This window comes from Pectobacterium sp. CFBP8739, assembly GCF_013449375.1.
Taxonomy (GTDB): Bacteria; Pseudomonadota; Gammaproteobacteria; order Enterobacterales; family Enterobacteriaceae; genus Pectobacterium.
The window spans coordinates 48,897-74,669 of record NZ_JACDRR010000014.1 but is presented as its reverse complement, the minus strand read 5'-3'; the positions used below and the strand labels follow the sequence as shown (position 1 = coordinate 74,669).

Sequence of the window (25,773 nt, the reverse complement as noted above, 5' to 3'; positions counted from 1 at the left end):
AAGGCGGCCGCTAATGTAAAACCGAATGTCACAAAATGAGACTCGATAATGACGCAGCTTCCCACCGCAAAACTAACTTCGCTTAGCCTGGATGAACTCAAAAAGCTGGCAAGAGAAAAGAAGAAAACAGGCAACGCAGCCTCAGGCAAAGCCATTGTTCCGCACGCGACACCCAGCAGAGTACATTTCCCCATGACCAGCGCGCAGAAGCGTATCTGGATGCTCTCCCAATACCTTGACGATAGTCAGGTCTACAATAATCCCTATGTGCTTGCCTGCAGGATCGAGCACGACATGGAGCCGCAGCGAGTACAGCAAACGCTCGACTATCTGATGCAACAACATGACATTCTGCGTACGACATTCCGGCTGGTCGATAACGACGTGTGCCAGTGCGTTGCTGACGACATGTCTTTCACGTTCAGCTTTGAAGATGTTTCCGCATTCAGCGAAGAGGACATTGAAAAATATGTCTCGGAGACGGCCAAGGCGAAAGGGAATATTGTTTTTGATCTGGAGAATGGCCCCTTGGTCTATCTCCATATGGTCAAAATCCATCAATATGACTATGTGCTGTTCCTGACATTTCATCACATTATTTCCGACGGGTGGACAGTCAATGTGTTCTTCAAGATGCTCATGGAAAACTACTTTCGTCTGCTGCAGGGCGGGACATTACCCAGCGAAAAAACGCTCCAGTTCACCGATTATGCACTGGCGGAAGATCGGTGGTATACCGAGGGCGAATACCAGACCGGGCTGGCCTACTGGGCGAAGAAGCTGGATGGCATCACAGGGCAGTTAGAGCTGGCAACGGATTACCCGCGTCCGGCCAAAATGAGCACCACCGGGGGAATCGCCAGCCAGTTCTTTGATGCGGCTTTCTGCCAACGCTTACAAACCTGTGCGACACAGCACCAAGCGACACAATTCCACGTTATCCTCACGGCCTACCAACTCCTGCTGCATAAATACAGCGGGCAGCAGGAAATCATCATCGGCGCACCGTTTGCCAACCGGAATTTACCTGCCACGCAAAACATGATGGGGCTATTCATGAATACCCTACCATTACGTTTTGATATCGATCCTAATACCAGTGTCGCCTCCCTGATTAAGGGCGCGCGAGCCGAGTGTGAAGAAACCTTGAGATACCAGGATGTGCCATTCAATTATATTCTGGACGAGATTACCTATGTGCGTAATCCCCAGATCAATCCGATCTTCCAGGCCATCTTGACGTATCAGGTCTTCCCCCATTTTCACAGCAGCCATGGTGGGTTCAAATATAAGCCGTTAAAAGTGGATTATGGAACCGCAAAACTGGATCTGAACTTATGGGTAGAAGAAGACAAGGATAGCGACGGCCTGCTGTTCACCATGAACTACAGTAGCGCATTATTTTCCAGCAGCACCATCCAGCGCATGCTGAACGACCTGCGGACGATTCTTGAAACCTTAATCACCCAGTCGCAGTTAACCGTTCGGGATATCTCACTGTTAAGCGACGAAGAACGCCGCGCGACAATCGCACAATGCCGCCCGACCGCTAACACATTCCCACCTGCGGTTCATCGGCAGTTTGAACAACAGGCACAGCAACATCCCGATGCCATCGCGGTTCGCTGTGAAGGCCGCACGTTCAGCTATGCTCAGCTCAATGAACGGGCAAACCAGTTGGCTCATCAGCTCCAGAAAGACGGCATTGCCCATGGCGAGTGTGTCGCACTGTTCATGCCGAAAAGCGAGTATTACGTCGTCGCGATTCTGGCCGTGTTAAAAGCGGGCGGATGCTATGTGCCGGTCGATATGGAACTTCCTGCACAACAGATTGAGTTCATTTTGCAAAACTCCGCCGCACGTTGTGTCATCATCGACGAACAGACGCCCAGCAACATACTCCCCTGCGTCTACGTAAGACAAAATCGCAGTATGATGCCGGTAAGCAACCCATCTCAGCCACAGATTACGGATGGCCCAGCTTACATCATCTATACCTCGGGCAGTACCGGCAAACCGAAAGGCGTTCGTGTCAAACACTCGCAGCTTAGCCACTACTGTCAGGCCATTCGGCCCGTACTCAACCTGCCGCCCGATGCCCGCTACGGCATGTTTTCATCCTTCACCACCGATTTGGCACACACGGTACTGTTCCCCGCGCTGATTCATCAGGGTCAGTTAGACGTGATCAGCACGGAATTACTCCGCTCCCCACAGGAGCTGTTCGCTTATCTGGCGCAATATCCGGTCGATTGCATAAAGATTACGCCGTCGCATTTAGCGACGTTACTGACGTCACCGCAGGCCGAGGCGTTATTACCTCGTCAGTTGTTGGTCATCGGCGGAGAACGTGTTCCTCTGTCACTCATCAAGCGTGTACGCGAGTTCCGAACATCTTGCCGCATTCTGAACCATTATGGCCCAACCGAGTGTACGGTTGGTGTCACTACCTATCCGGTGCCAGACGATCTCAGTCTCCTTTCGGGCGACTATTTGCCTATCGGTAAACCTCTGTCTGATAGCCATGTTCTGCTGCTCGATCCTTACCACCAGCTCGTTCCTGCCGGTCTGCCAGGTGAAATTTATCTGGGCGGTTCGCATGTGGCGGAAGGGTACATCGGCCTGCCAGATCAAAATAACGCGCGCTTTATTCCTCACCCTTACCTTGAGGGCGAGCGACTTTATCGCAGCGGTGACAAAGGCCGTTTCCTGCCTAATGGCAATCTTGAATTTATGGGGCGTTTGGATCGTCAGGTTAAAGTACGCGGCTACCGTGTTGAGCTGGCAGAGATCGAACAGGCCTTACAACAGGTTGCTAATGCGACGCATGTAGCGATTAAACAAAACACGCTGCCCCACGGGGAAACTGTCTTAACCGCGTACCTGTGCGGCATTGATAAATCCAGTCAGGCCACAGTAAAAACGGCGCTGCAAAAAAAGCTGCCAGACTATATGCAACCCGAACGCTGGGTATGGCTAGAGGCTATGCCATTAACCGCTAGCGGTAAAATAAACTATGCGGCGTTACCCTTGCCCTCAACGGAAAAGCGCGCATCGCTTCACACTCCAGAGAGTCAGCGCGAACGCGAACTGCATGAAATTTACCGTGATATTTTACAAAGCGAGACGATTGATACGCAGGAGAGCTTCTTCACGCTTGGCGGGAATTCTCTCAGCGCATTAAAGCTCGTCCTGAGCATTAATCAGCACTTCGGCACCTCCCTGTCTCTGGGGCAACTGTTCGAAAACAGCAGCATTGCCCAGTTGGCTCGCGTGATTGAAGACAAGGGATCACAGACTCAAACCGCAAGGGTGACGATCAATCGCGGACAGCCTGAAGATAACCCCACTTTGCTTCTGATTCATCCCGCTGGCGGTAACGTGCTGTGCTATTCCGGGCTAGCGCGTGAATTGGGCGAGCGCTATCCGATCTATGGCATTCAGGTGCCCGATTTCAGCATTAACCAGCCTTATAACGCCGATATCAAAGCGCTTGCTGCTTTCTATCTCTCAGAAGCTGGCGACATCGTTCATCGCTCCCGTCTGGTACTCGGAGGATGGTCTCTCGGTGCAACTATCGCTTTTGAAATGGCGCAGCAGCTCGCAAAAAAAGGCATAACACCGACGGTGTTAGTGTTGGACCAGCCTGCTCCAGAGATCAACATCGACGGCTCAGCAGACATGAACGAGGCGGAACGTCTGGCGTATTTTGCGCATAAAGTGGCGTTGTTTACCGGTGCATCTTTCGATCTTTCAGAGCAGTCGCTTGCAGACATGAGCAATGCGCAACGAACGTCGCGCTTTCTGGCCGAATTTAAACGTGTGGGGCTGGTGCCAGAGTCGATTGGTCATGGAGAATTTCAGGACTTTATCAATATCCTGCAAACCCATATCTATGCGACGGATGCTTACCGTGGCGAGATCTACTCAGGTGATGTGCTGGTCGTCGAGGCGGAAGATATTTTACCTGGTCGTATCCGCCTGCCAGAGTCAGGGCTGGGGTGGCGTCGCCTCACGTCAGGTTGCCTGACGGTACTGCCGACGTCCGGCGATCATATCTCAATGATGAACGCACCGCACATTTCCCGCATAGCCGAACAGCTCAAAAAAATATGGCAATAACACATTCGCCGTCTGCGGTTTCAAACGCAGAACGGCGATTTTATGACGTAAGTGAGGAGAAAACATGGGCCATCCCCCGTCGTTAACCGTTTGGCGATATCTGGTATCACGCGATGCGCTTCTGACCATCATCATACCGGTCGTTATGTATAACATCGCATTTTTACAATGGGGGGCTGGCGTCGCGCTGTTAATAACCGCGATCTATTCCGGTGTATTGCAACTCATCAGCCGCTGGCAAGGTTACCTGCCAATCATTGCTCTCATCCTGGTATCGGGGCTTAGCCACTACCTTTATCTGGAAGGCGTCATCCTGTTTGATATCCATCAAGAGAGCGTCTTTTTGTCGGTCAGCGGCGCAATTTCCACCGTGATTATTTTTTCCCTTTACAGCATTAAGGGGCGTCCGGTCATACAAACATTAGCGGAACAAACCATGCCAGCGCTGAAGACACTCACCGTTTATGGCACACCGCAGTACGTCCGAGTCTGGAACGAGGTCTCACTGGTCTGGATTCTGGTTTATCTGGTGAAAGCCATGATTATCTACCGTCTTTCCCGCCAGCCTGGGTTACCGATGGATACGATTGTCCTCCTCAGCGGATGGCCGCTTACGCTACTGCTGGTGATCTTCAGTTTCCGGTGGCCAAAGCATCGCTGGGCCTCGCACGCACATGATAACGCCTCCTGAGTCACTCAACAGGTAGTGCATCACCGAATAAATGATAAATATAGGGAATATTATGAGTCCGTTAGAAAACAAGCTGATTGTACTGAATCGTCATCCTGATGGCCCTGCGCAACTAGAGGATTTCAGGCTCGAAGAACGCCATATCAATGCACTACAGCCCGGCGAATATCTGGTTGAAAACAAATGGCTATCTATTGACCTTTATACGCGCCCACGGCTTAACAAGAACACAGCCTATGTGAGCCCAATCAAACAGGGAGAAGTGATTCAAGGTGAAACGGTAGGCTACGTTGTAGCAACGAAGAACCCACACTTTAAGGTTGGAGATTGTGTGTTCACCTTTTCAGGCTGGCAGAAATACTATGTCGGTACGCCGCAGGATTTTATTACGCATCGCCTGCCGCCAACGGATCTGTCACCTTCTATTTTTCTCGGCGTGGTGGGCACACCGGGACGTTCCGCTTATTTTGGCATGAACAAAATTGCCAAACCCAAAGCGGGAGAGACACTGGTGGTTTCCGCCGCATCAGGGGGCGTAGGTTCCGTCGTCGGTCAGTTAGGTAAACAGGCTGGGTGTCGGGTTGTCGGTCTGGCTGGAAGCAAAGAGAAATGTCGCTATGTCGTTGACACATTAGGCTTTGATGCCTGCATTAATTATAAAGAAGATGACTTAAATCACGCCTTACGGGCTGCCTGCCCTAACGGAATTGATATCTATTTTGAAAACGTTGGCGGCAGGGTTTCACTTTTTGTTGCCAAACTGCTTAACGAAGGCGCAAGAGTCCCCGTCTGTGGCAGTGCGGCACAATACAATCAGGATCCTGACGTTGACGCATCCAGCACGGTAGCATTTTTCTCTTCTTTACCCGACGCCCCGCTAAGCCGCTTTTTTCTTGTGACGGAATGGTTCAAAGACTATGCGGAAGCAAATATCTGGCTATTGGATGCCGTGGAGCAAGGGCAGTTAAAATATCGAGAAAACATTATTGAGGGAATAGAGAATGCGCCTCAAGCCTTTATCGACTTATTAGCCAGCAAACACTTTGGCAAGCAGTTGGTGCGCCTGTAAGGCACTGAGACAGTAAATTAAAGACAAAAAAATAGACGTCGATTGACGTCTATTTTTTTTATGTTGGTACCGAGGACGGGACTTGAACCCGTAAGCCCAATCGGGCACTACCACCTCAAGGTAGCGTGTCTACCAATTCCACCACCACGGCATCACAATTACTACTTTAAAACGCTTACTTCGGAATGTCACTCGCCGGCGTTGAAGGCGCAGCAGGCGTTGTCGTCTGCTCGGCTTTTTCAGGCTGGCTCAGGTTGTCCCAAGCGCCGCCTTTTTTCTGCAGCGAGCTTAGGTTGCCCAATACGAGGCTGATAATGAAGAACAGGGTCGCCAGTATCGCCGTCATGCGGGTCATGAAATTACCAGAGCCGCTCGAACCGAACAAAGTGGCAGAAGCACCTGCTCCGAACGACGCTCCCATATCAGCACCTTTACCCTGCTGAAGCATGATCAAGGCAACCAGCCCGATCGATACTAACAGGAAAATCACTAATAGAGCTTCGTACATAGTCGTACCTGTTAACCGTTTTCCCCATGTCTCATGGAGAATGCTATATTCTGGCGGTAAACCGCGCGTCATTCCGCAAGTTAGATGTCTCGAACATCCCTTATCAAGCGGGTCTGAATACTAACTAAAGGATGTAACGTACGCAAGGGTAATTTGGTCACAGCAGGTTGATTGCAGAAAAAAACAGCGGCTTTCGACACAAGCGGCCTATCGAAAGCCTTATCTACCTGATTGGTGAATCAAAAAGCCCCTCAACTGACCGCTTTCACCGCATCGGCAATACGGTTTGCCAACGCGATGACGGTCTCTTCGTGTTCACCCTCAACCATGACGCGGATAAGCGGCTCAGTACCGGATTTACGCAGCAGAACCCGCCCGCGTCCGGCCAATTCTTTTTCCACATCCTGCGTAATCTGCTGCACATCTTTGTCTTCCAGCGGATCGTTTTCACCCGTAAACCGTACATTGACTAGGACCTGTGGAAACAGCTTCATACCGCTACATAGATCATGCAGGCTCATATGGTTTCTCACTATCGCGGTAAGGACTTGCAAACCGGCAATCACACCATCACCCGTCGTGGTTTTATCCAGCAGGATCACATGACCGGAGTTTTCCGCACCAATCCGCCACCCTTTTGCCTGCATCATTTCTAATACATAGCGGTCACCCACTTTGGCGCGAGCAAACGGGATACCCAACTGCTTTAACGCCACCTCAAGCCCCATGTTGCTCATTAACGTGCCCACTGCACCGCCGCGCAGTTGCCCCTGGCGTAATGCCTCACGGGCGATGATATACAGAATCTGATCGCCATCGACCTTGTTGCCCAAATGGTCGACCATGATGAGCCGATCGCCATCGCCGTCAAACGCGAGGCCAACATCCGCTTTCTCAGCCAGTACGCGAGCCTGTAGCTGCCTGACGTCGGTCGCCCCGCACTCTTCATTGATATTCATACCATCCGGTTCACAGCCAATCGCGATGACTTTAGCACCAAGTTCACGCAATACGCTGGGGGCGATATGATAGGTCGCACCATTGGCACAATCGACGACAATCTTTAAACCATTGAGGCTCAGTTCGCTCGGGAACGTGCCCTTACAAAACTCGATGTAGCGCCCGGCAGCGTCAACAATGCGGCTGGCTTTGCCTAATTCAGCAGATTCAACACACGTCAGCGGTTTTTCCAGTTCAGCCTCGATCGCTTCTTCTACCTCATCCGGCAGCTTGGTGCCGTCAATGGAGAAAAATTTAATCCCGTTGTCGTAATACGGATTATGAGAAGCAGAGATAACGATGCCTGCTTCTGCACGGAACGTACGAGTCAGATAAGCAACCGCAGGCGTAGGCATCGGGCCGGTAAAAGAAGCCGACAAACCCGCAGCGGCCAGCCCAGCTTCCAACGCAGACTCCAGCATGTAACCAGAAATACGGGTATCTTTGCCGATAATAATCTTACGAGAACCATGTCGTGCGAGCACTTTCCCCGCAGCCCAACCCAGTTTAAGCACAAAATCAGGGGTAATCGGCGTATCGCCGACCTTGCCACGTACGCCATCGGTACCAAAATATTTGCGGTTACTCATCTCGTTTTTATTCCTTCGCAGAAAGGGTGGCCTCAACAATGCGCATGGCATCAGCCGTTTCTTTAACATCGTGTACACGAATAATTTGTGCTCCCTGCATCGCCGCGATCACAGCGCAGGCGACGCTGCCATGAACACGCTGTGCAGGCGGCACATTGAGGAGTTGTCCAATCATGGACTTCCTCGACATCCCTACCAGAAGCGGCAGTTCAAAACGGTGTAACTCGCTCAGGCGAGCCAGAAGCGCATAATTATGGGCAAGATTTTTACCGAATCCGAACCCAGGATCCAGCAATAGCTTACTTTTCGGAATAGTGGCGTTCACACAGCGATCAATGTTCTGCTGCAAGAAATTTCCGATGTCCTGCATCAGGTCATCATAATGCGGTTTATGCTGCATGGTTCTCGGCATCCCCTGCATATGCATCAGGCACACCGGTAGCCCCGTTGCCGCCGCCGCTTCCAGCGCGCCGGGCTCTTGCAAAGCGCGAATATCATTAATCAGATGTGCGCCTGCCTGCGCTGACGCCGTCATGACTTCCGGCTTTGAAGTATCGACCGAGATCCAGACATCAAACCGCTTAGCGATGGCCTCAACGGCAGGTACCACACGTTCCAACTCTTCTTCCGTGCTCACCTCATCCGCCCCAGGGCGCGTTGATTCACCACCAATATCGATCAGGGCCGCACCCGCGTTAACCATCTCCTGAACATGCAGTAATGCCGCATCAAGCTTGTTGTGTTTTCCGCCATCGGAAAAAGAGTCCGGCGTGACGTTAAGAATACCCATGATACGTGGGCAGGAAAGATCCAGCGTTGAGTCTCTGGCAACCAGTTGCATGATTTACCTCCGCATTCTGGTGTTGTTAGCATGAAAGGTGATTCGAAGAGCATTCCCAGTAAAAAACCCCAGCCTGAGCTGGGGTTTTGTGAGTTACCGATATCAATCGCAGGCGAATTATTTGTCGTCCGCTTGCTCAGACATGGTGTTACTAGGATTAGGCGTTTGCGGCTCATCCACTGGCGTAGGAGCTTTTGGCGTCCCACTGCCGTTGCCGGAATCGTTGTCAGAACGAGACGCTTCCCAACCCGCTGGCGGACGCACCTCTTTCTTACGCCCCATCAAGTCGTCAATCTGCGGCGCATCAATGGTTTCATACTTCATCAACGCATCTTTCATTGAGTGAAGGATGTCCATATTGGCCATCAACAACTCACGAGCACGCACGTAGTTACGTTCAATCAGCGATTTCACTTCCTGATCGATGATACGCGCCGTTTCATCTGACATGTGCTTGGCTTTTGCTACAGAACGGCCGAGGAATACTTCGCCCTCTTCTTCCGCATAAAGCAATGGACCCAATTTCTCAGAGAAGCCCCACTGCGTCACCATGTTACGAGCAATGGACGTGGCGACTTTGATGTCATTAGACGCACCAGTCGAAACATGTTCCACACCGTAAATGATTTCTTCGGCCAGTCGACCGCCGTACAGCGTGGAGATCTGGCTTTCCAATTTCTGACGGCTGGCGCTGATCGCATCACCTTCAGGCAGAAAGAACGTCACGCCCAGCGCACGACCACGTGGAATGATCGTCACTTTATGAACGGGATCGTGCTCTGGCACCAGACGACCGATGATAGCGTGGCCCGCTTCATGATAGGCCGTCGATTCTTTCTGCTTCTCAGTCATAACCATGGAACGGCGCTCGGCACCCATCATGATTTTGTCTTTCGCTTTCTCGAATTCAACCATCGAAACAACGCGTTTGTTGCCACGAGCGGAGAACAAGGCGGCTTCGTTAACCAGGTTAGCCAAATCCGCACCAGAGAAGCCAGGCGTACCACGTGCAATCACTGACGCATCGATATCGGGAGACAACGGTACGCGACGCATATGCACTTTCAGAATCTGTTCACGACCGCGAACATCCGGCAGGCCAACCACAACCTGACGATCAAAACGACCGGGACGCAACAAAGCTGGATCAAGCACATCGGGACGGTTCGTCGCCGCGATAACAATAATGCCTTCGTTGCCTTCAAAACCGTCCATCTCAACCAGCATTTGGTTCAGCGTTTGTTCACGTTCATCGTGACCACCGCCTAAACCTGCTCCACGCTGACGGCCAACGGCGTCGATTTCATCGATAAAGATGATACAAGGCGCGGCTTTCTTCGCCTGTTCGAACATGTCACGAACGCGAGAAGCACCGACACCGACAAACATTTCAACGAAATCAGAACCGGAAATCGTAAAGAAAGGCACTTTTGCTTCACCAGCAATCGCCTTCGCCAGCAGCGTTTTACCGGTTCCCGGCGGGCCGACCATCAGAATGCCTTTGGGAATCTTACCGCCCAGTTTCTGGAAACGGCTAGGTTCACGCAGGTACTCGACCAGTTCGCTAACTTCTTCCTTCGCTTCGTCGCAACCGGCTACATCCGCAAACGTCGTCTTGATCTGATCTTCAGTCAACATACGCGCTTTGCTCTTGCCGAAGGACATGGCACCTTTACCGCCGCCACCTTGCATTTGGCGCATGAAGAAAATCCAGACACCAATCAGTAACAGCATCGGGAACCAGGAAATAAAGATAGAAGCCAACAGGCTTGGCTCTTCCGGTGGTTCACCAACGACTTTCACATTCTTCGTTAGCAGGTTATCCAGTAGCTTGGGGTCATTGACAGGAATGTAAGTCGTGTATCTGTTGCTGTCTTTTTTGATAACACTGATCTCACGCCCGTTAATACGTGCTTCACGGACCTGATCCTGATTCACTTCAGTCAAGAAGGTTGAATAATCCACCCTACGGCCATTCGACTCGCTGGGCCCAAAGCTCTGGAAAACAGACATCAGCACCACTGCGATGACTAACCAGAGAATTAGGTTTTTCGCCATGTCACTCAAGGGATTAACCTCATATTACAACTGTGTTAAAAAACAGCGTTAGGGTACTACAGTTTCCGCCCTGTCGCTACAATATACACTTCACGAGACCGGGCACGTGAGGCGTCTGGTTTACGAATTTTCACTTTCGTAAACAGGGAGCGAATTTCCCGTAGGTATTCATCAAAACCTTCTCCCTGAAACACTTTCACCAGGAAACTTCCGCCTGGCGCTAATACATCCCGACACATACCAAGTGCTAATTCAACCAGATACATCGATTTCGGAATATCAACGGCTGGAGTACCACTCATGTTAGGGGCCATGTCAGACATCACCACCTGAACTTTGCTATCGCCAACCCTTTCGAGCAAGGCTTTGAGGACCAGTTCATCACGAAAGTCCCCTTGCAGGAAATCGACGCCGACAATCGGATCCATCGGTAAAATATCGCACGCGATAATTCGACCATTTCCACCGATTTGCGTGACCACATACTGTGACCAACCGCCAGGTGCAGCGCCTAAATCCACAACCGTCATACCGGGTTTAAACAGTTTGTCGCTCTGCTGTATTTCGTCAAGTTTAAACCAAGCACGCGAGCGCAGCCCTTTTTTCTGGGCCTGCTGCACATATTTATCGCTAAAGTGTTCCTGCAACCAGCGACTGGAACTTGCAGAACGCTTTTTATTCGCCATCGATTTTCCAACTATTCTCAGTAACACGCTCGTGGTGGGGAGAAACTTCTCACATATTACCAATCAGAACAGTCAAATTGGTTATAATCATGAGATGGCGGTAGAATGACCCGTTTTCAATCCCAACCTAAGTAAAAAACACAATGAACCTAAGTAATAAACAAAAACAACACCTGAAAGGCTTGGCACATCCGCTAAAACCGGTTGTCATGCTGGGCAATAACGGTCTCACCGAAGGTGTTCTGGCGGAGATCGAACAAGCATTAGCGCATCACGAACTGATCAAGATAAAAGTAGCGACAGAAGACCGTGAAACCAAAGCCTTGATTGTCGAGGCCATTGTTCGTGAAACGGGTGCCGCTAACGTTCAGGTCATCGGCCACACGCTGGTGCTGTACCGTCCTGCGAAAGAACGTAAAATTGTGTTACCACGATAACACTTTTTATTTCAGGATACTCAGTTTTAACGGAAAGGTGCCATGCCTCTCGGTTAGAGAAAAGGCCGCAAGCGGCCTTTTTCTTTTCTTTACAATTTTTGCTGTTTTAATCAACAACCCAGCAAAATTTATAGATATTCGACCTTCAGGATCTCATATTCCACGTCGCCGCCCGGCGTACGAATGACCACAACGTCATCTTCCTCTTTGCCGATCAGACCACGCGCAATCGGGGAATTCACAGAGATCAGATTCTGCTTAAAATCCGCCTCATCATCGCCAACAATCCGGTAGGTTTGTTCTTCTTCGTTATCCAAGTTCATCACGGTTACCGTTGCGCCAAAAATAACACGCCCGTTCGCCGTCATCTTCGTGACATCGATAACCTGTGCGTTAGACAGCTTCGCTTCAATGTCTTGAATGCGCCCTTCACAAAAGCCCTGCTGCTCACGTGCGGCGTGGTATTCTGCATTTTCTTTCAGATCGCCGTGCTCACGCGCTTCGGCAATGGCTGCAATAATTTCAGGTCGACGCACAGATTTCAGGTGGTCAAGCTCTTCGCGCAATTTTTCAGCACCACGCAAGGTCATCGGAAATTGTTTCATATTGTCTATACCTCTAAAAAAGTCCGTAAGACTCAAATAATCGTCATCCTGACGCGCTAAAAATCAAAGGCGACGGAGTCTCTGCAACGTGCCAGTCCTCACTGGACATAAAGCAAAAGCAACCAGCCCCAGAATAAAATTTCTAGGCTGGCAGCGGTTTTGCATTTTGATACGTATTTTACCCCAGAGTTCCATGAGGGTCATCGTTTACTTTAGACCTTGTTGCGCCGTAGTATGACCACACGTTACCCCGTTCTTAGCTGAGATTATGCGTTTTTCATCGATTGTTACCGGACTTGCCTGCGCTTTTGTTCTGCATGCCAATGCAGCTTCAGTTGAGGATCATCGCCAATATTTACCAGACGGTGCCAATCTGGCGCTATTGGTACAAAAAGTTGGCTCAACAACACCCAGTATGGCCTTCAATAGCCAGCAAATGGCGCTTCCCGCCAGTACACAAAAAGTGATAACCGCATTAGCTGCATTACTACAATTGGGTCCAGACTATCGATTCATCACTACGATGGAAAGCCATGGCCCTGTCACCAGCGGTATGCTAAACGGTAACCTCATCGTGCGGTTTAGCGGCGATCCAACACTTAAGCGCCAGCAAATACGGAACATGGTGCAAGAATTAAGAAAGCGCGGGATACAGGAAATCGCAGGGGATGTGCTAATCGATACTTCGGTATTCGCCAGTCACGATAAAGCGCCGGGCTGGCCTTGGAACGACATGACGCAGTGCTTCAGCGCCCCACCAAGTGCCGCGATTGTCGATCGTAACTGCTTCTCCGTCTCACTCTACAGCGCGCCTAAAGCGGGTAACAACGCGTTTATCCGCGTCGCCTCCTATTATCCAGTGCAAATGTTCAGCGAGGTCCGTACGCTGGCTAAGGGCTCATCTGATGCGCAATACTGCGAACTGGATGTGGTTCCTGGAGAACTAAATCGCTTTACGCTTACAGGCTGTTTGACTCAGCGTACAGAACCGCTTCCACTGGCGTTCGCGATTCAGGATGGGGCCAGTTATGCTGGCGCGATTGTTAAAGATGAGTTACAGCAGGCCGATATTCGCATCAAGGGCAGCCTTCGTCGTCAGACGCAGCCAGGATCCGCGGGGAGCGTGCTGGCTCAGACACAGTCTGCTCCACTGCACGATCTGCTCACTATCATGCTGAAAAAATCGGACAATATGATTGCCGATACGGTTTTCCGTACCATTGGGCATGAACGTTTTAGCGTGCCGGGTACATGGCGCGCCGGCGCGGATGCCGTGCGCCAGATCCTGCGCCAGAAAGCCGGTGTGGATTTAGGAAACAGCATTGTTGTTGATGGTTCAGGCCTGTCACGGCACAACCTGATTTCGCCAGAAACGATGATGCAGGTATTGCAGTACATCGCACAGCACGATAATGAATTGAATTACATCACCATGCTTCCACTTTCCGGTTATGACGGCACGCTGCGCTATCGTGGCGGTCTGCATGAAGCTGGCGTTGATGGTAAGGTTTCAGCGAAAACAGGGGCACTACAGGGCGTATATAATCTGGCAGGCTTCATCACCACCGCGAGTGGCCAGCGCATGGCATTCGTTCAATTTCTGTCCGGTTATGCCGTACCACCAGAAGACCAGCGCGAACGCCGCATTCCTTTGGTACGATTTGAAAGTCGCCTTTACAAAGACATTTATCAGAACAATTAAAATAAAAATGCGGCCTTACCTTGATGGGATAAGGCCGCAATAGGCAAGAATTAACTAGCAGAAGAACACATCACTTTTGATAGATGATCTCAACACCTTCATCATCTTCATCGTCCCAGTCATCATCCCACTCTTCTTCAGCTTCTTTTTCTATTTCAGCCAGTTGTTGACGGTGATAATCGTCCCACATGAATTCAACTTTTTCCGGTGCGCTTTCGGCAATCGCCGTCACTTTCGGATTGGCTTTCAGGAAGCTCATCACATCCCAGCAAAGTGGCGTGACGCCTTCACGGTTCGCCGCAGAAATCAGGTAATATTTCCCTTCCCAGCCAAGCGCTGTCGCAATTTCTTTGGCTCGTTTTTCCGCTTCAGCTTTGTCGATCAAATCAACTTTGTTGAAAACCAGCCAACGCGGTTTTTCTGCCAAACCTGCGCCGTACTGCTCTAACTCGTTGATAATGATTTTGGCATTTTCAACTGGATCGGACTCATCAATTGGAGCCAGATCAACCAAGTGCAACAGAACACGGCAGCGCTCCAAGTGCTTCAGGAAACGAATCCCTAACCCAGCGCCTTCGGATGCTCCTTCAATCAAACCAGGAATATCCGCCACAACAAAGCTCTGTTCGCTATCCATACGAACCACACCAAGGCTCGGCACTAGGGTGGTAAACGGATAGTCGGCGACTTTTGGTTTTGCCGCAGATACCGCACGGATGAAAGTCGATTTACCTGCGTTGGGCAGACCCAACATTCCCACGTCAGCCAGCAGCAGCAGTTCCAGTGTCAGCTCACGTTCTTCACCTTTCGTGCCGCTGGTCTTCTGGCGAGGAGCACGGTTGACGGATGATTTAAAACGCGTGTTACCTAAACCATGCCAGCCGCCTTTCGCTACCATCAGGCTCTGCTGATGACGCGTCATATCACCCAGCACTTCGCCAGTTCCCTGATCGAGAACACGCGTGCCAACCGGGACTTTAATCGTAATATCTTTGCCGCGCTTACCCGTACAGTCACGGCTTTGTCCGTTTTGTCCACGCTCCGCGCGGAAAGATTTTTCAAAACGGTAATCGATCAGCGTGTTCAGGTTTTCGTCAGCCAGCAGATAAACGTCACCGCCGTCACCACCGTCACCGCCATCTGGGCCGCCGTTAGGAATATATTTTTCACGACGAAAGCTAACACAACCGTTACCGCCATCGCCTGCCACAACGAGAATTGTGGCTTCATCTACAAACTTCATTGATTCTCTCCGCAAAAAACCAATAGAGAATATCTACGTGTTTTAGGCTTGTTATTGGTTCTTCTTGGCGTAACTTTTTGATTTTACGGCATGTAGCGTATTTCTACTCACCATTAAAAAAACTGACGCACCAGAACGCATTCCAGCAAAGGAGCGGATTGTACCTGCCTGCTCCAATAATTTCATCTGTATTAAAAATAAGCAACACATGCAGAATGTCAAAAGGCGTCTGTGCCCCTCTGCAATACGCGTCTCTCAGACTACTTCTGCACCCTCAATGGCGGCACAGGTTCTTTCTTACTGGGTAAGAAACGATGTCCGATAGCAGAAAACATCGCACCAGCAACCACAACAAAAGCGCCCAGGTAGCCAACCCAGTTCAGCACTGGCGCAGCAAAGAAAGTCGGCCACACTAACGCCAGTAGATCGGAAAACAACAGCGTAAACAGCGGCGTCAGCGTAATGACGGCACTCACCTGCGACGCCTGCCAGCGCGCCATGGCCTCCGCAAGCGCACCATACCCAATTAATGTATTCGCACCGCAGAATAGCAGGCAGATGAGCTGCCAGTTGCTCAGTTGGAAAATAGCCTCAAGCTTGGTAAAAGGCGTAATAAACACGACGCAAAGCACATATAGCAGAAACAGAATTTGCTGTGACGTCAGACGCCGCAACAACACCTTCTGCGCTACGCCATAGGATACCCATACCGCCGAAGCACAGACGCCTAACAGCACCCCCAGCGTGTAGTCCGTCAGCCGGGTAAAAATCTCAATCAGGCTGGTATTAAAGAACAGTATCAGGCCGCAGATGAGCATGATCGCGCCAATGACCTGCGTGCCACGCATCTTTTCCTTTAGGATAAGTACGCTGGCGAACATCATACCAACAGGAGAAAGCTGCCCGATAACCTGAGACGCCGTCGGACTCAGATATTGCAGAGACGAGCTAAAGAAGACAAAATTGCCTAATAACCCAGCGGTTGCAATCAGCAGCAAAACCCACCAACGCCGATGCCGGAAAATCCGCATTGGCGGTAAATTCTTACGGTATGACAGAATAATGCCGAGTCCAATCGAAGCGATAAAAAAGCGATACCAAACAATCGTATAAGGCTCCATCACCACCAGAACCTGTTTCATGGCTATCGGTAGCGCCCCCCAGCAAACTGCCGTAGTCAGCGCCAAACAAAGACCAATACCCGTCTGCTGTTTAGTATTCATACTTATCCAGATGGTTTACTCAGAATCAGAATGTAAAAAGCCCCGCAAAGAATTGCGGGGCTTGAATCCGTAAGACCTAACGCGAAAAATTATTCAGCAACGATGCTGATATATTTACGGTTTTTTGGGCCTTTAACTTCAAACTGAACTTTACCATCAGTCAAAGCAAACAGAGTGTGGTCTTTCCCGCAGCCAACGTTAGTTCCTGCGTGGAATTTGGTGCCACGTTGACGAACGATGATGTTACCAGCCAGTACACTTTCGCCGCCAAAACGTTTTACGCCCAGACGTTGTGCATTGGAGTCACGACCGTTACGGGTTGAACCGCCAGCTTTTTTGTGTGCCATTTAATCCGCTCTCCTAATCTTAAGCGCTGATGCCGGTAATTTTCACGTCAGTGAACCACTGACGGTGGCCTGCTTGCTTACGGTAGTGTTTACGGCGACGGAACTTAACAATCTTCACTTTTTCGCCACGACCATGAGCAACAACTTCAGCTTTGATTTTACCGCCATCGACGAAAGGAACGCCGATTTTGATTTCTTCACCGTTGGCAACCATCAGAACTTGGTCAAACTCAACGGCTTCACCAGTTGCGATGTCCAGCTTTTCCAAGCGAACGGTTTGACCTTCGCTTACTCGGTGTTGTTTACCACCACTTTGGAAAACTGCGTACATATAAAACTCCGCTTTCCGCGCACTCACCATAGGTTTTCAGAGCGCGCTATAAATATTCATAATAGGGCGCGAATTCTACGCAAAAATACTGCGGATGACAAGTGCATAATCAAAGGATGTGAAGAAAAAGAATACAACGTATGAACTGCCGTTTATCTCTCTCATTTTTCAAGTACAATCGGCGCAATAAGTTCCATCTTGCCGATATGCAACAGCAATCTTACGGCAGTGTTGAAGACATACGTTGGCACAAACCATGAATCTAGAACAAATTACAACATTAACCGCACAGGATATGGCAGCTGTTAATAACGTCATTCTTGAACAACTGAATTCCGACGTCGTTTTGATCAACCAGCTTGGACATTATATCATCAGCGGCGGTGGAAAACGTATACGCCCGATGATTGCTGTGCTAGCCGCCAGAGCCCTCGACTATAGCGGTGATAAACATGTCACCGTGGCTGCATTGATCGAATTTATTCATACCGCAACGCTATTGCATGATGACGTGGTAGACGAATCTGACATGCGTCGGGGTAAAGCAACGGCCAATGCCGCCTTTGGCAATGCCGCGAGTGTATTGGTTGGGGATTTCATCTATACCCGCGCTTTCCAGATGATGACCAGCCTCGAATCGTTACGCGTGCTAGCGCTGATGTCCGAAGCAGTAAACGTGATTGCTGAAGGCGAAGTCTTGCAGTTAATGAACTGCAACGACCCAGATATTACTGAAGAAAGCTATATGCGCGTCATTTACAGCAAAACGGCACGTTTATTCGAAGCCGCCGCGCAATCTTCATCCATCCTTGCAGGTGCGACGCCAGAGCAAGAAAAAGCGCTTCAGGACTATGGCCGCTACCTAGGAACTGCGTTCCAGTTAATTGACGATCTGCTTGATTACAGTGCAGACGGCAAAACGCTGGGCAAGAATACAGGCGACGACCTCAATGAAGGCAAACCAACGCTGCCACTGCTGCACGCTATGCGTAATGGGAATGCAGAACAGAGTTCGCTGATTCGTCAGGCAATTGAAGAAGGAAACGGGCGTCATCTGCTGGAGCCAGTGCTTGCCGCCATGCAGCAATGTGGTTCGCTTGATTATACGCGCCAGCGTGCGGAAGAAGAGGCAGATAAAGCGATTAGCGCACTACAGCAGCTCCCGGAAACGCCATACCGCATAGCGCTCGAAGGCCTTGCCCACTTAGCCGTACAGCGCGATTTCTAATCGTGGTGTGAGGTACTTATCTGATTCAATCGTGTCTGATTCAATCTACGTAGCGCTGCCTTGCAGCGCTACTCATTCCCAGACTAAGCAGTCTGGTCGATGGGGGCATCATCCAGCCGAGACAACATCGCTATCGTCCCTTCACGCAAGATGAAATTGATCAGCCGAGTTCGCTCATCAACGGAAAGTTGATGGAAAATATGCACCCACGATGACAGCAGAGTCGGCTCACTATCGATGCGATAATATTCTGTTGGTGGGTTCTCTTTTATGAGCAGAGAATTCCTGACCTCATTCGGCAAACTGCGAATAGAATATTCGACACCGCGCCCTTGAACCCCCTTCCGCCGGCGCTTTTCCCAACCGTCGTCTCTCGCCCGTTTGTTCAGCCCCTGCGGTGACTTCGGCAATCCACCTACGCCAACCAGCTCACTTGTTGCAAACCATTCTTTGTCCATACTCGTCACTCCCTTGTTTGTTTTGAACAGGCGTTACGTCAACTCGCCCAAAAGTTTCCATATAATAGACTATAATTACCTAAACCGCTAACTTTTACGCGTTACCGCCACACCTAAGTAATAAAGAAATGATTACATCCAGTGCGATGCCGAAACATCGCAACCAAAGCAATACGGTAAATCTAAAGAAAATGCAGGTTCCTTCTTCACCACAGATTGGCAATTGGAGAACCCGCTTTAGATGGCTCAGTCAATCATCCATTGATGAGATAGGTTCCTCGTCCGACGGCGTAATTCCCAACTGGTTCAGCGTAGACGATACGCCGACGCGAAGAATATAAGCGATTAACTCATCTCTTTCTTTTTCAGATAGTTGCTGATAAATCTGCATCCATACTGCCAAGGCCGCAGGCTGCTTCGCCGAGTAGGCAGAAGGCTCGATTTCGAGTAATAGGGATTTTTTTACCGTATCCGGTAAGCTGTGAATTGAGTATTCCACTCCTCTTCCTTGGACACCTTTACGGCGACGCTTTTCCCATCCATCTTCACGGGCGCGCTTATTCAATCCTTGTCTTGATTTCGGAAGGCCGCCAACTCCAACCAAATCGCTGGTAGCAAACCACTCTTTTTTCATTGCCTTTCATCCTGATAGTGCCATCCCTAACAAAAACGCGCTCATTTGGAAATTAATTGAGAATTTTAAAGGAAATTAATGCTATATTATTTCCAAATAATAATGTCATGTTAGCTCGGCATATAACTAACATCCGTTATTTATACCACTAATACACAGTCGTCTTATAGCAAATAAGGGAAGGAATATGATTTTAAGGAAACAAGACTGGCATCCCGCTGATATCATTGCTGCACTGCGCAAGAAAAACACGACGCTGGCGGCGGTATCGCGAGCGGCCGGATTAAGCTCATCTACATTAGCTAACGCGCTCTCACGCCCCTGGCCCAAAGGGGAATGGCTTATTGCCGATGCGCTGAGTATTCACCCATCAGAGATTTGGCCCAGCCGGTACTACGATCCGGAAACCAATGAGCTTATCGACAGAAAAAAACTCATCCGTCCCGATTAAAAAAAGAAAAGCCGGAGATCGATATCTCCGGCTTTTTATTCAACGTCACGTATTACAAGAATCTCAATGATTAATTCTTGATGAACGTCTCGCCTAATTCAATATCCTGCTTCAGCGTGTCCAGCATGCTGCTAAGCGCATTTTGCTCAAAAGCGCTTAATGTGCCGATGTCTTTACGCTCTACAACGCCGTCTTTGCCCAACAGCACCGGCTGAGCGAAGAAGCGGGCATGCTTGCCATCGCTTTCAACGTATGCACATTCCACCACACCGTTTTCGCCTTGCAATGCACGAACCAGAGACAGGCCAAAGCGCGCAGCAGCCTGGCCCATAGACAACGTTGCCGATCCGCCACCTGCTTTGGCTTCAACTACCTCGGTGCCCGCATTCTGAATACGCTTGGTCAAATCGGCAACTTCCTGCTCACTGAAGCTGATACCAGGAACTTGAGACAGCAGTGGAAGAATCGTCACACCAGAATGTCCGCCGATAACCGGCACATTAATATCCTGCGGCTGTTTGCCTTTCAGCTCAGCAACGAAGGTATTGGAACGGATGATATCCAGCGTGGTAACGCCAAACAGTTTGTTTTTGTCATAGACGCCGGCTTTTTTCAGCACTTCCGCAGCGATGGCAACGGTTGTATTCACTGGGTTAGTGATAATACCGATGCAGGCTTTCGGGCAGGTAACCGCAATTTGCTCAACCAGATTGCGCACAATTCCCGCATTAACGTTGAACAGATCGGAACGATCCATACCTGGTTTACGTGCCACACCGGCAGAGATCAGCACGATATCCGCGCCAGCCAGCGCAGGTTTAGCATCTTCACCGCTATAGCCTTTGATCTTCACGGCTGTAGGAATGTGGCTCAGATCAACGGCAACACCCGGCGTGACCGGAGCAATATCGTAAAGGGATAGTTCTGAACCTGAAGGAAGCTGGGTTTTGAGGAGGAGTGCGAGTGCCTGACCGATACCACCTGCTGCTCCGAGAACTGCAACTTTCATCCTAAACTCCTTATTATCGTAAAATAAAAAAGTGCCGTGAATTCATTTGGTTATAAACAGAATATACAAAATGGGGATAAGATCAGTCTACTCATCGTTCGGTAAATGGCATGAGAGACAAAAATACGCTATGTCTCTAATAATAAATCAAAAACAACCATTCGTTTGAAAGGTAAGTAAAGTTAATAAGCTATTGAGCTATAACGCGGTGTTCATTCACGTGCAATTAACCTGTGCGCTACATTACACCGATCAATGGCGTCCAAACAACATCATTCTGATAACATTTGATTTACTTTTATGTGACGCAGGGCGCATTTTTCGGACTCCCCAAAAGGCGAATTTTTTGAAAACAGCGACTAGCACATATCCGGTGAAATAGATTGGAATTATACGCGATTTAATTGCATAAAAATTCACACAACTGCATAATAGAAGGATTAACCATAACAATTAATCCGGTGCAGAATGCGAAATTCGACAAAACAAGAAGACCTCGTTAAAGCGTTCAAAGCGCTGTTAAAGGAAGAGAAGTTCAGTTCTCAAAGTGAAATTGTTCAAGCATTGCAAGACGAAGGATTTGAAAACATCAACCAATCCAAGGTGTCACGCATGCTAACGAAATTTGGCGCCGTGCGCACACGCAATGCAAAAATGGAGATGGTGTATTGTCTCCCAGCCGAACTCGGCGTTCCTACCACGTCTAGTCCACTAAAGAACCTTGTGCTGGACGTGGACTATAACGATGCGGTCATCGTCATCCATACCAGTCCGGGAGCCGCGCAACTCATCGCTCGGCTGTTGGATTCACTCGGGAAGTCAGAGGGAATCCTCGGCACCATCGCGGGGGATGACACCATATTCACCACCCCAGCAAGAGGCTTCAGCGTCAAACAACTTTACGAAGCTATTCTGGTGCTCTTCGAACAAGAGCTGTAACTAACCCGCTCGCTACCGTTTTTATTACGCATTTTGCTGGGCATTTTCGCTACGTTTTTTGCTACGTGTAAGATCGCTACACGTAGCAATTATTGCTAAAACACTCACACCGCAGGCAGTTCAGCCAACGGCCAACGTGGTCTAACGGATACCCCCAGCGTCTGACTGGCGCCATGCGCCAGACGTACACTGCCCGCATAGGCGATCATCGCACCATTATCCGTACAGAATTCAGGACGCGCATAAAACACCTCACCGCCACGTTTTGCCATCACTTCGCCTAAGCGCTGGCGTAGCGTTCGATTTGCACTCACGCCCCCCGCCATGACCAGTCGTTTAAAGCCCGTTTCATCCAGCGCACGACGACACTTGATAGCCAACGTATCTACAACGGCATCTTCAAATGCACGAGCAATGTCGGCACGCGTTTGATCATCATCGCCGTTGCTACGAATCGTATTGGCAGCAAACGTTTTTAGCCCAGAGAAGCTGAAATCCAGCCCAGGACGATCGGTCATCGGGCGCGGAAACGTAAAGCGCTGCGAATCCCCCATCTGCGCCATCTTCGACAGCATCGGGCCACCGGGATAATCCAGCCCCAGCAGTTTCGCCGTTTTATCAAACGCCTCACCCGCGGCGTCATCAATCGACTCGCCCAACAAACGGTATTCACCAATGCCCGTTACGCTGATGAGCTGCGTATGTCCACCAGAAACCAGCAGCGCCACGAAGGGAAACGCTGGTGGATTATCTTCCAGCATCGGTGCCAGTAAATGCCCTTCCATATGGTGCACGGGAATCGCTGGCACATCCCAGGCAAACGCCAGAGAGCGGCCGACTGTCGCCCCCACCAATAACGCGCCAACCAAACCGGGGCCCGCAGTGTAAGCCACGCCATCAATATCACTCGCCTGCAACCCAGCTTCACGTAGCGCAGCCTGAATGAGCGGAACCGTTTTACGCACGTGATCGCGTGAGGCAAGCTCAGGCACAACGCCGCCGTAGTCGGCATGTAATTTCACCTGGCTGTATAACTGATTGGCAAGCAAACCGGTTTCTGTGTCATAAATGGCCACGCCGGTTTCATCACAGGATGTTTCGATACCCAATACGCGCATTGCTGTTCCTACTTTGATGACGATACAAGCGCTCATTGAATGCCGCTTGCTTCAAACTGTGGATAGTCTACCATAAGCGCCCTGATTTCTGCGCTGGCCGTGGTTGGGTGTTTTATGATCACCGCAATGCTTTACAAAGGCGTCACGTTTGCAGTAGAATTCCGCACCATTTTGAAAAGGCTGGCACAAGGCCAGCGGCAAACCGAATTTATTGAGGTGAGAGGCACATGCCGGTAATTAAAGTACGTGAAAACGAGCCGTTCGACGTAGCTCTGCGTCGCTTCAAACGTTCCTGTGAAAAAGCAGGCGTTCTGGCTGAAGTTCGTCGTCGTGAGTTTTATGAAAAACCAACGACCGAACGTAAGCGCGCTAAAGCTTCTGCAGTGAAACGTCACGCGAAGAAATTGGCTCGAGAAAACGCACGCCGCACTCGTCTGTATTAATTTTCTGGAGGGTTTCCCTCCAACGCGTGATTAATCCGCAGACTTAGCAGTTGCATACGAAGGCCGTGCTTTCCGTAAGGAAGCGCGGCTTGTTGTCGTTTATAAGCTATATCCAATGTAACTACCTTACAGAAAGATATACATCAGGGGCTTATGGCTGGACGAATCCCACGCGTATTTATTAATGACCTGCTGGCGCGCACCGACATCGTCGATCTCATTGACGCGCGTGTCAAACTGAAAAAGCAGGGCAAAAACTACCATGCGTGCTGTCCATTCCATCACGAAAAAACCCCCTCATTCACCGTAAACGGTGACAAGCAGTTCTACCACTGTTTTGGTTGTGGTGCACACGGCAACGCCATTGATTTTTTGATGAATTACGATCGTCTCGAATTCGTTGAAACCATTGAAGAACTGGCCACTCAATACGGCCTCGACGTGCCTTATGAAAGCGGCACGGGCCCAACCCAGTTAGAGCGTCACCAGCGGCAAAGTCTGTACGAATTGATGGGACAGCTCAGCGGGTTCTATCAACAAACACTTAGCCAATCAGTCGGTACGCCTGCGTTGCAGTATCTGCAACAGCGCGGTTTAAGCGCAGAGGTTATCAGCCATTTTGCGATCGGCTTCGCCCCGCCCGGCTGGGATAACGTTTTAAAGCGCTTTGGCCTCAATAATGACGACCGTAGCACATTGAACGATGCCGGCATGCTGGTGACTAACGATCAGGGCCGAACGTACGACCGCTTCCGCGAGCGAGTGATGTTCCCCATCCGCGACAAACGGGGGCGAGTGATTGCCTTTGGCGGACGAGTATTAGGCGACGGTACGCCAAAGTACCTTAACTCACCGGAAACAGAGATTTTTCATAAAGGTCGCCAGTTGTACGGCCTGTATGAAGCACAGCAAAGCCATAAAGATCTTAAACGGCTCCTGGTTGTTGAAGGCTATATGGATGTCGTGGCGTTGGCGCAGTTTGGTATTGATTATGCGGTGGCGTCGCTAGGTACGTCCACGACTGCCGAACACATTCAGTTACTCTTTCGTGCCACCGATCTGGTGGTGTGTTGTTACGACGGAGACCGTGCCGGACGCGAAGCGGCATGGCGCGCGCTGGAAACTGCGCTACCCTATTTGAACGATGGTCGTCAGCTACGTTTTATGTTCCTGCCAGACGGAGAGGATCCCGACACGCTGGTACGTAAAGAAGGTAAAGCCGCCTTTGAACAACGCATGATACAAGCGCTGCCGCTGTCGCAATTTCTGTTTGAAACGCTACAACAGCAGGTAGATATGAGCTCTGCTGATGGCCGAACCAAACTTGGCATTCTCGCTATGCCATTGATTGGTCAAGTGCCGGGAGAAACACAACGGCTTTACTTACGCCAGCAGCTTGGCAACAAGCTGGGTATTTTGGATGACAGCCAATTGAATAGGCTGCTGCCCAAAGCCACAGAGCTGGAGCAGTCTTACCAGACGCCGCAACTAAAAGTCACAACTATGCGTATACTTATAGGACTTTTAGTGCAAAACCCAAGGCTGGCCGTTGAAGTTCCTGACCTCGCGTTGGAAGGTATTGAGCAGGACAAAGTCCCAGGTTTATCGTTGTTCCAGGATTTGGTAAGAACCTGTAACGCCAGTCCAGGAATGAGTATGGCTCTACTGTTAGAACAGTATCGCGACAGCAAATACTATAAACAGCTTGAAACCATCGCGGTGTGGAACCATATGATCGTAGAGGAAGAGCTCGACGAGAAGTTTAGAATCAGTCTGGCAGAGCTCTACGATCAGCTGTTGAAACAGCGACAAGAAACATTGATTGCCCGTGACAGAACGCATGGGCTCAACGCCAAAGAAAAAAAAGAGCTTTGGTCGTTGCAACTGGCGTTGACCAGAAAACACTGATACAGAGGCTTAATTGCCGATAAATAGCAGGGTTGAGCCCTGCAAAGAGCCGCTACAGGGGCCGCGGCGATAAGAAAAATACCCCTAATGCTATTGTTAGCGACCTACGCTGACCGACACCAACCCAAATACT

The 25,773-nt window shown here is 50.0% G+C and carries 24 protein-coding genes and 1 tRNA gene; 10 read left to right on the top strand and 15 right to left on the bottom strand.

Annotated elements, in window-relative coordinates; all coding sequences use genetic code 11:
* Nucleotides 1-48 precede the first annotated feature (48 nt).
* The 3 genes from H0247_RS12945 to H0247_RS12935 all read left to right on the top strand — a co-directional run bounded on the left by H0247_RS12945 (nucleotide 49) and on the right by H0247_RS12935 (nucleotide 5,882).
* Nucleotides 49-4,122 carry a non-ribosomal peptide synthetase gene (locus H0247_RS12945; RefSeq protein WP_180742903.1) on the top strand — a complete coding sequence of 1,358 codons (4,074 nt, stop codon included), beginning with the start codon at nucleotides 49-51 and terminating at the stop codon, nucleotides 4,120-4,122.
* Nucleotides 4,123-4,186: 64 nt separating this feature from the next.
* Nucleotides 4,187-4,813 carry a hypothetical protein gene (locus tag H0247_RS12940; protein WP_180742902.1) on the top strand — a complete coding sequence of 209 codons (627 nt, stop codon included), beginning with the start codon at nucleotides 4,187-4,189 and terminating at the stop codon, nucleotides 4,811-4,813.
* Nucleotides 4,814-4,865: 52 nt separating this feature from the next.
* Nucleotides 4,866-5,882: an NADP-dependent oxidoreductase gene (locus tag H0247_RS12935; protein WP_180742901.1), complete on the top strand. Its 1,017-nt coding sequence runs from the start codon at nucleotides 4,866-4,868 to the stop codon at nucleotides 5,880-5,882.
* A 64-nt stretch (nucleotides 5,883-5,946) separates the two neighbouring features.
* Here H0247_RS12935 and H0247_RS12930 read toward each other — a convergent pair.
* From H0247_RS12930 to rlmE, 6 genes are all read right to left on the bottom strand, one after another.
* Nucleotides 5,947-6,033 (bottom strand) — tRNA-Leu (locus tag H0247_RS12930).
* 24 nt (nucleotides 6,034-6,057) lie between these two features.
* Nucleotides 6,058-6,390 (bottom strand): preprotein translocase subunit SecG, encoded by a 333-nt coding sequence (gene secG, locus H0247_RS12925; RefSeq protein ID WP_180742900.1) that lies wholly within the window; start codon nucleotides 6,388-6,390, stop codon nucleotides 6,058-6,060.
* Nucleotides 6,391-6,641: 251 nt separating this feature from the next.
* Nucleotides 6,642-7,979: a phosphoglucosamine mutase gene (gene glmM / locus H0247_RS12920; protein WP_180742899.1), complete on the bottom strand. Its 1,338-nt coding sequence runs from the start codon at nucleotides 7,977-7,979 to the stop codon at nucleotides 6,642-6,644.
* 7 nt (nucleotides 7,980-7,986) lie between these two features.
* Nucleotides 7,987-8,820: a dihydropteroate synthase gene (folP, locus tag H0247_RS12915; protein ID WP_180742898.1), complete on the bottom strand. Its 834-nt coding sequence runs from the start codon at nucleotides 8,818-8,820 to the stop codon at nucleotides 7,987-7,989.
* Nucleotides 8,821-8,937: 117 nt separating this feature from the next.
* Nucleotides 8,938-10,878 (bottom strand): ATP-dependent zinc metalloprotease FtsH, encoded by a 1,941-nt coding sequence (gene ftsH, locus H0247_RS12910; RefSeq protein ID WP_180742897.1) that lies wholly within the window; start codon nucleotides 10,876-10,878, stop codon nucleotides 8,938-8,940.
* 56 nt (nucleotides 10,879-10,934) lie between these two features.
* Nucleotides 10,935-11,564 carry a 23S rRNA (uridine(2552)-2'-O)-methyltransferase RlmE gene (gene rlmE / locus H0247_RS12905; RefSeq protein ID WP_012773268.1) on the bottom strand — a complete coding sequence of 210 codons (630 nt, stop codon included), beginning with the start codon at nucleotides 11,562-11,564 and terminating at the stop codon, nucleotides 10,935-10,937.
* 143 nt (nucleotides 11,565-11,707) lie between these two features.
* Between rlmE and yhbY the strand changes: the two genes are divergently transcribed.
* Nucleotides 11,708-12,001 carry a ribosome assembly RNA-binding protein YhbY gene (gene yhbY / locus H0247_RS12900; protein ID WP_010283039.1) on the top strand — a complete coding sequence of 98 codons (294 nt, stop codon included), beginning with the start codon at nucleotides 11,708-11,710 and terminating at the stop codon, nucleotides 11,999-12,001.
* A gap of 128 nt (nucleotides 12,002-12,129) precedes the next feature.
* Here the strand turns inward: yhbY and greA are convergent, their stop codons facing one another.
* The gene (gene greA / locus H0247_RS12895; protein ID WP_012773267.1) at nucleotides 12,130-12,606 is read right to left on the bottom strand and encodes a transcription elongation factor GreA; all 477 of its coding nucleotides are present in this window, start codon (nucleotides 12,604-12,606) and stop codon (nucleotides 12,130-12,132) included.
* A gap of 268 nt (nucleotides 12,607-12,874) precedes the next feature.
* Here greA and dacB point away from each other — a divergent pair, with 268 nt between their 5' ends.
* Complete coding sequence (dacB, locus tag H0247_RS12890) at nucleotides 12,875-14,308, top strand: serine-type D-Ala-D-Ala carboxypeptidase (RefSeq protein WP_180742896.1); 1,434 nt, start codon at nucleotides 12,875-12,877, stop codon at nucleotides 14,306-14,308.
* Nucleotides 14,309-14,378: 70 nt separating this feature from the next.
* Here dacB and cgtA read toward each other — a convergent pair whose 3' ends face one another.
* From cgtA to rplU, 4 genes are all read right to left on the bottom strand, one after another.
* The gene (gene cgtA / locus H0247_RS12885; protein WP_012773265.1) at nucleotides 14,379-15,551 is read right to left on the bottom strand and encodes an Obg family GTPase CgtA; all 1,173 of its coding nucleotides are present in this window, start codon (nucleotides 15,549-15,551) and stop codon (nucleotides 14,379-14,381) included.
* Between the two features lie 260 nt (nucleotides 15,552-15,811).
* Nucleotides 15,812-16,774, bottom strand: coding sequence for a DMT family transporter (locus H0247_RS12880; RefSeq protein WP_180742895.1), 963 nt, complete (start codon nucleotides 16,772-16,774; stop codon nucleotides 15,812-15,814).
* An 89-nt stretch (nucleotides 16,775-16,863) separates the two neighbouring features.
* Entirely contained in the window at nucleotides 16,864-17,121 is a 258-nt protein-coding gene (rpmA, locus tag H0247_RS12875) for a 50S ribosomal protein L27 (RefSeq protein ID WP_012773263.1), read from the bottom strand.
* Between the two features lie 19 nt (nucleotides 17,122-17,140).
* Nucleotides 17,141-17,452, bottom strand: coding sequence for a 50S ribosomal protein L21 (gene rplU / locus H0247_RS12870; RefSeq protein ID WP_010283026.1), 312 nt, complete (start codon nucleotides 17,450-17,452; stop codon nucleotides 17,141-17,143).
* 256 nt (nucleotides 17,453-17,708) lie between these two features.
* Between rplU and ispB the strand changes: the two genes are divergently transcribed.
* Complete coding sequence (gene ispB, locus H0247_RS12865; protein ID WP_180742894.1) at nucleotides 17,709-18,680, top strand: octaprenyl diphosphate synthase; 972 nt, start codon at nucleotides 17,709-17,711, stop codon at nucleotides 18,678-18,680.
* A gap of 83 nt (nucleotides 18,681-18,763) precedes the next feature.
* Here ispB and H0247_RS12860 read toward each other — a convergent pair whose 3' ends face one another.
* Complete coding sequence (locus H0247_RS12860) at nucleotides 18,764-19,138, bottom strand: DNA-binding protein (protein ID WP_180742893.1); 375 nt, start codon at nucleotides 19,136-19,138, stop codon at nucleotides 18,764-18,766.
* Between the two features lie 250 nt (nucleotides 19,139-19,388).
* Nucleotides 19,389-19,772: a DNA-binding protein gene (locus H0247_RS12855; protein WP_180742892.1), complete on the bottom strand. Its 384-nt coding sequence runs from the start codon at nucleotides 19,770-19,772 to the stop codon at nucleotides 19,389-19,391.
* A gap of 187 nt (nucleotides 19,773-19,959) precedes the next feature.
* Here H0247_RS12855 and H0247_RS12850 point away from each other — a divergent pair, with 187 nt between their 5' ends.
* Nucleotides 19,960-20,223, top strand: coding sequence for a helix-turn-helix transcriptional regulator (locus H0247_RS12850; protein WP_180742891.1), 264 nt, complete (start codon nucleotides 19,960-19,962; stop codon nucleotides 20,221-20,223).
* Between the two features lie 70 nt (nucleotides 20,224-20,293).
* Here the strand turns inward: H0247_RS12850 and mdh are convergent, their stop codons facing one another.
* On the bottom strand, nucleotides 20,294-21,232 hold the full coding sequence (gene mdh / locus H0247_RS12845; protein WP_180742890.1) for a malate dehydrogenase: 939 nt from the start codon (nucleotides 21,230-21,232) through the stop codon (nucleotides 20,294-20,296).
* Between the two features lie 468 nt (nucleotides 21,233-21,700).
* Here mdh and argR point away from each other — a divergent pair, with 468 nt between their 5' ends.
* Complete coding sequence (gene argR, locus H0247_RS12840; RefSeq protein WP_012773258.1) at nucleotides 21,701-22,171, top strand: transcriptional regulator ArgR; 471 nt, start codon at nucleotides 21,701-21,703, stop codon at nucleotides 22,169-22,171.
* A 104-nt stretch (nucleotides 22,172-22,275) separates the two neighbouring features.
* Here the strand turns inward: argR and tsaD are convergent, their stop codons facing one another.
* A complete protein-coding gene (tsaD, locus tag H0247_RS12835) occupies nucleotides 22,276-23,289 on the bottom strand; it encodes a tRNA (adenosine(37)-N6)-threonylcarbamoyltransferase complex transferase subunit TsaD (RefSeq protein ID WP_180742940.1) in 1,014 nt (337 codons plus the stop codon).
* A gap of 227 nt (nucleotides 23,290-23,516) precedes the next feature.
* Here tsaD and rpsU point away from each other — a divergent pair, with 227 nt between their 5' ends.
* Both rpsU and dnaG read left to right on the top strand, forming a co-directional pair.
* Nucleotides 23,517-23,732, top strand: a complete 216-nt coding sequence (gene rpsU, locus H0247_RS12830; RefSeq protein ID WP_001144069.1) for a 30S ribosomal protein S21 — start codon at nucleotides 23,517-23,519, stop codon at nucleotides 23,730-23,732.
* 153 nt (nucleotides 23,733-23,885) lie between these two features.
* Nucleotides 23,886-25,640, top strand: a complete 1,755-nt coding sequence (gene dnaG, locus H0247_RS12825) for a DNA primase (protein WP_180742889.1) — start codon at nucleotides 23,886-23,888, stop codon at nucleotides 25,638-25,640.
* Nucleotides 25,641-25,773: the final 133 nt, after the last annotated feature.

Excerpts from the sequence above, each read along its gene's own strand:
- H0247_RS12945 (WP_180742903.1), top strand. The coding sequence starts at position 49 with ATGACGCAGCTTCCCACCGCAAAACTAACTTCGCTTAGCCTGGATGAA.
- H0247_RS12940 (WP_180742902.1), top strand. The coding sequence starts at position 4,187 with ATGGGCCATCCCCCGTCGTTAACCGTTTGGCGATATCTGGTATCACGC.
- H0247_RS12935 (WP_180742901.1), top strand. The coding sequence starts at position 4,866 with ATGAGTCCGTTAGAAAACAAGCTGATTGTACTGAATCGTCATCCTGAT.
- secG (WP_180742900.1), bottom strand. The coding sequence starts at position 6,390 with ATGTACGAAGCTCTATTAGTGATTTTCCTGTTAGTATCGATCGGGCTG.
- glmM (WP_180742899.1), bottom strand. The coding sequence starts at position 7,979 with ATGAGTAACCGCAAATATTTTGGTACCGATGGCGTACGTGGCAAGGTC.
- folP (WP_180742898.1), bottom strand. The coding sequence starts at position 8,820 with ATGCAACTGGTTGCCAGAGACTCAACGCTGGATCTTTCCTGCCCACGT.
- ftsH (WP_180742897.1), bottom strand. The coding sequence starts at position 10,878 with ATGGCGAAAAACCTAATTCTCTGGTTAGTCATCGCAGTGGTGCTGATG.
- rlmE (WP_012773268.1), bottom strand. The coding sequence starts at position 11,564 with ATGGCGAATAAAAAGCGTTCTGCAAGTTCCAGTCGCTGGTTGCAGGAA.
- yhbY (WP_010283039.1), top strand. The coding sequence starts at position 11,708 with ATGAACCTAAGTAATAAACAAAAACAACACCTGAAAGGCTTGGCACAT.
- greA (WP_012773267.1), bottom strand. The coding sequence starts at position 12,606 with ATGAAACAATTTCCGATGACCTTGCGTGGTGCTGAAAAATTGCGCGAA.
- dacB (WP_180742896.1), top strand. The coding sequence starts at position 12,875 with ATGCGTTTTTCATCGATTGTTACCGGACTTGCCTGCGCTTTTGTTCTG.
- cgtA (WP_012773265.1), bottom strand. The coding sequence starts at position 15,551 with ATGAAGTTTGTAGATGAAGCCACAATTCTCGTTGTGGCAGGCGATGGC.
- H0247_RS12880 (WP_180742895.1), bottom strand. The coding sequence starts at position 16,774 with ATGAATACTAAACAGCAGACGGGTATTGGTCTTTGTTTGGCGCTGACT.
- rpmA (WP_012773263.1), bottom strand. The coding sequence starts at position 17,121 with ATGGCACACAAAAAAGCTGGCGGTTCAACCCGTAACGGTCGTGACTCC.
- rplU (WP_010283026.1), bottom strand. The coding sequence starts at position 17,452 with ATGTACGCAGTTTTCCAAAGTGGTGGTAAACAACACCGAGTAAGCGAA.
- ispB (WP_180742894.1), top strand. The coding sequence starts at position 17,709 with ATGAATCTAGAACAAATTACAACATTAACCGCACAGGATATGGCAGCT.
- H0247_RS12860 (WP_180742893.1), bottom strand. The coding sequence starts at position 19,138 with ATGGACAAAGAATGGTTTGCAACAAGTGAGCTGGTTGGCGTAGGTGGA.
- H0247_RS12855 (WP_180742892.1), bottom strand. The coding sequence starts at position 19,772 with ATGAAAAAAGAGTGGTTTGCTACCAGCGATTTGGTTGGAGTTGGCGGC.
- H0247_RS12850 (WP_180742891.1), top strand. The coding sequence starts at position 19,960 with ATGATTTTAAGGAAACAAGACTGGCATCCCGCTGATATCATTGCTGCA.
- mdh (WP_180742890.1), bottom strand. The coding sequence starts at position 21,232 with ATGAAAGTTGCAGTTCTCGGAGCAGCAGGTGGTATCGGTCAGGCACTC.
- argR (WP_012773258.1), top strand. The coding sequence starts at position 21,701 with ATGCGAAATTCGACAAAACAAGAAGACCTCGTTAAAGCGTTCAAAGCG.
- tsaD (WP_180742940.1), bottom strand. The coding sequence starts at position 23,289 with ATGCGCGTATTGGGTATCGAAACATCCTGTGATGAAACCGGCGTGGCC.
- rpsU (WP_001144069.1), top strand. The coding sequence starts at position 23,517 with ATGCCGGTAATTAAAGTACGTGAAAACGAGCCGTTCGACGTAGCTCTG.
- dnaG (WP_180742889.1), top strand. The coding sequence starts at position 23,886 with ATGGCTGGACGAATCCCACGCGTATTTATTAATGACCTGCTGGCGCGC.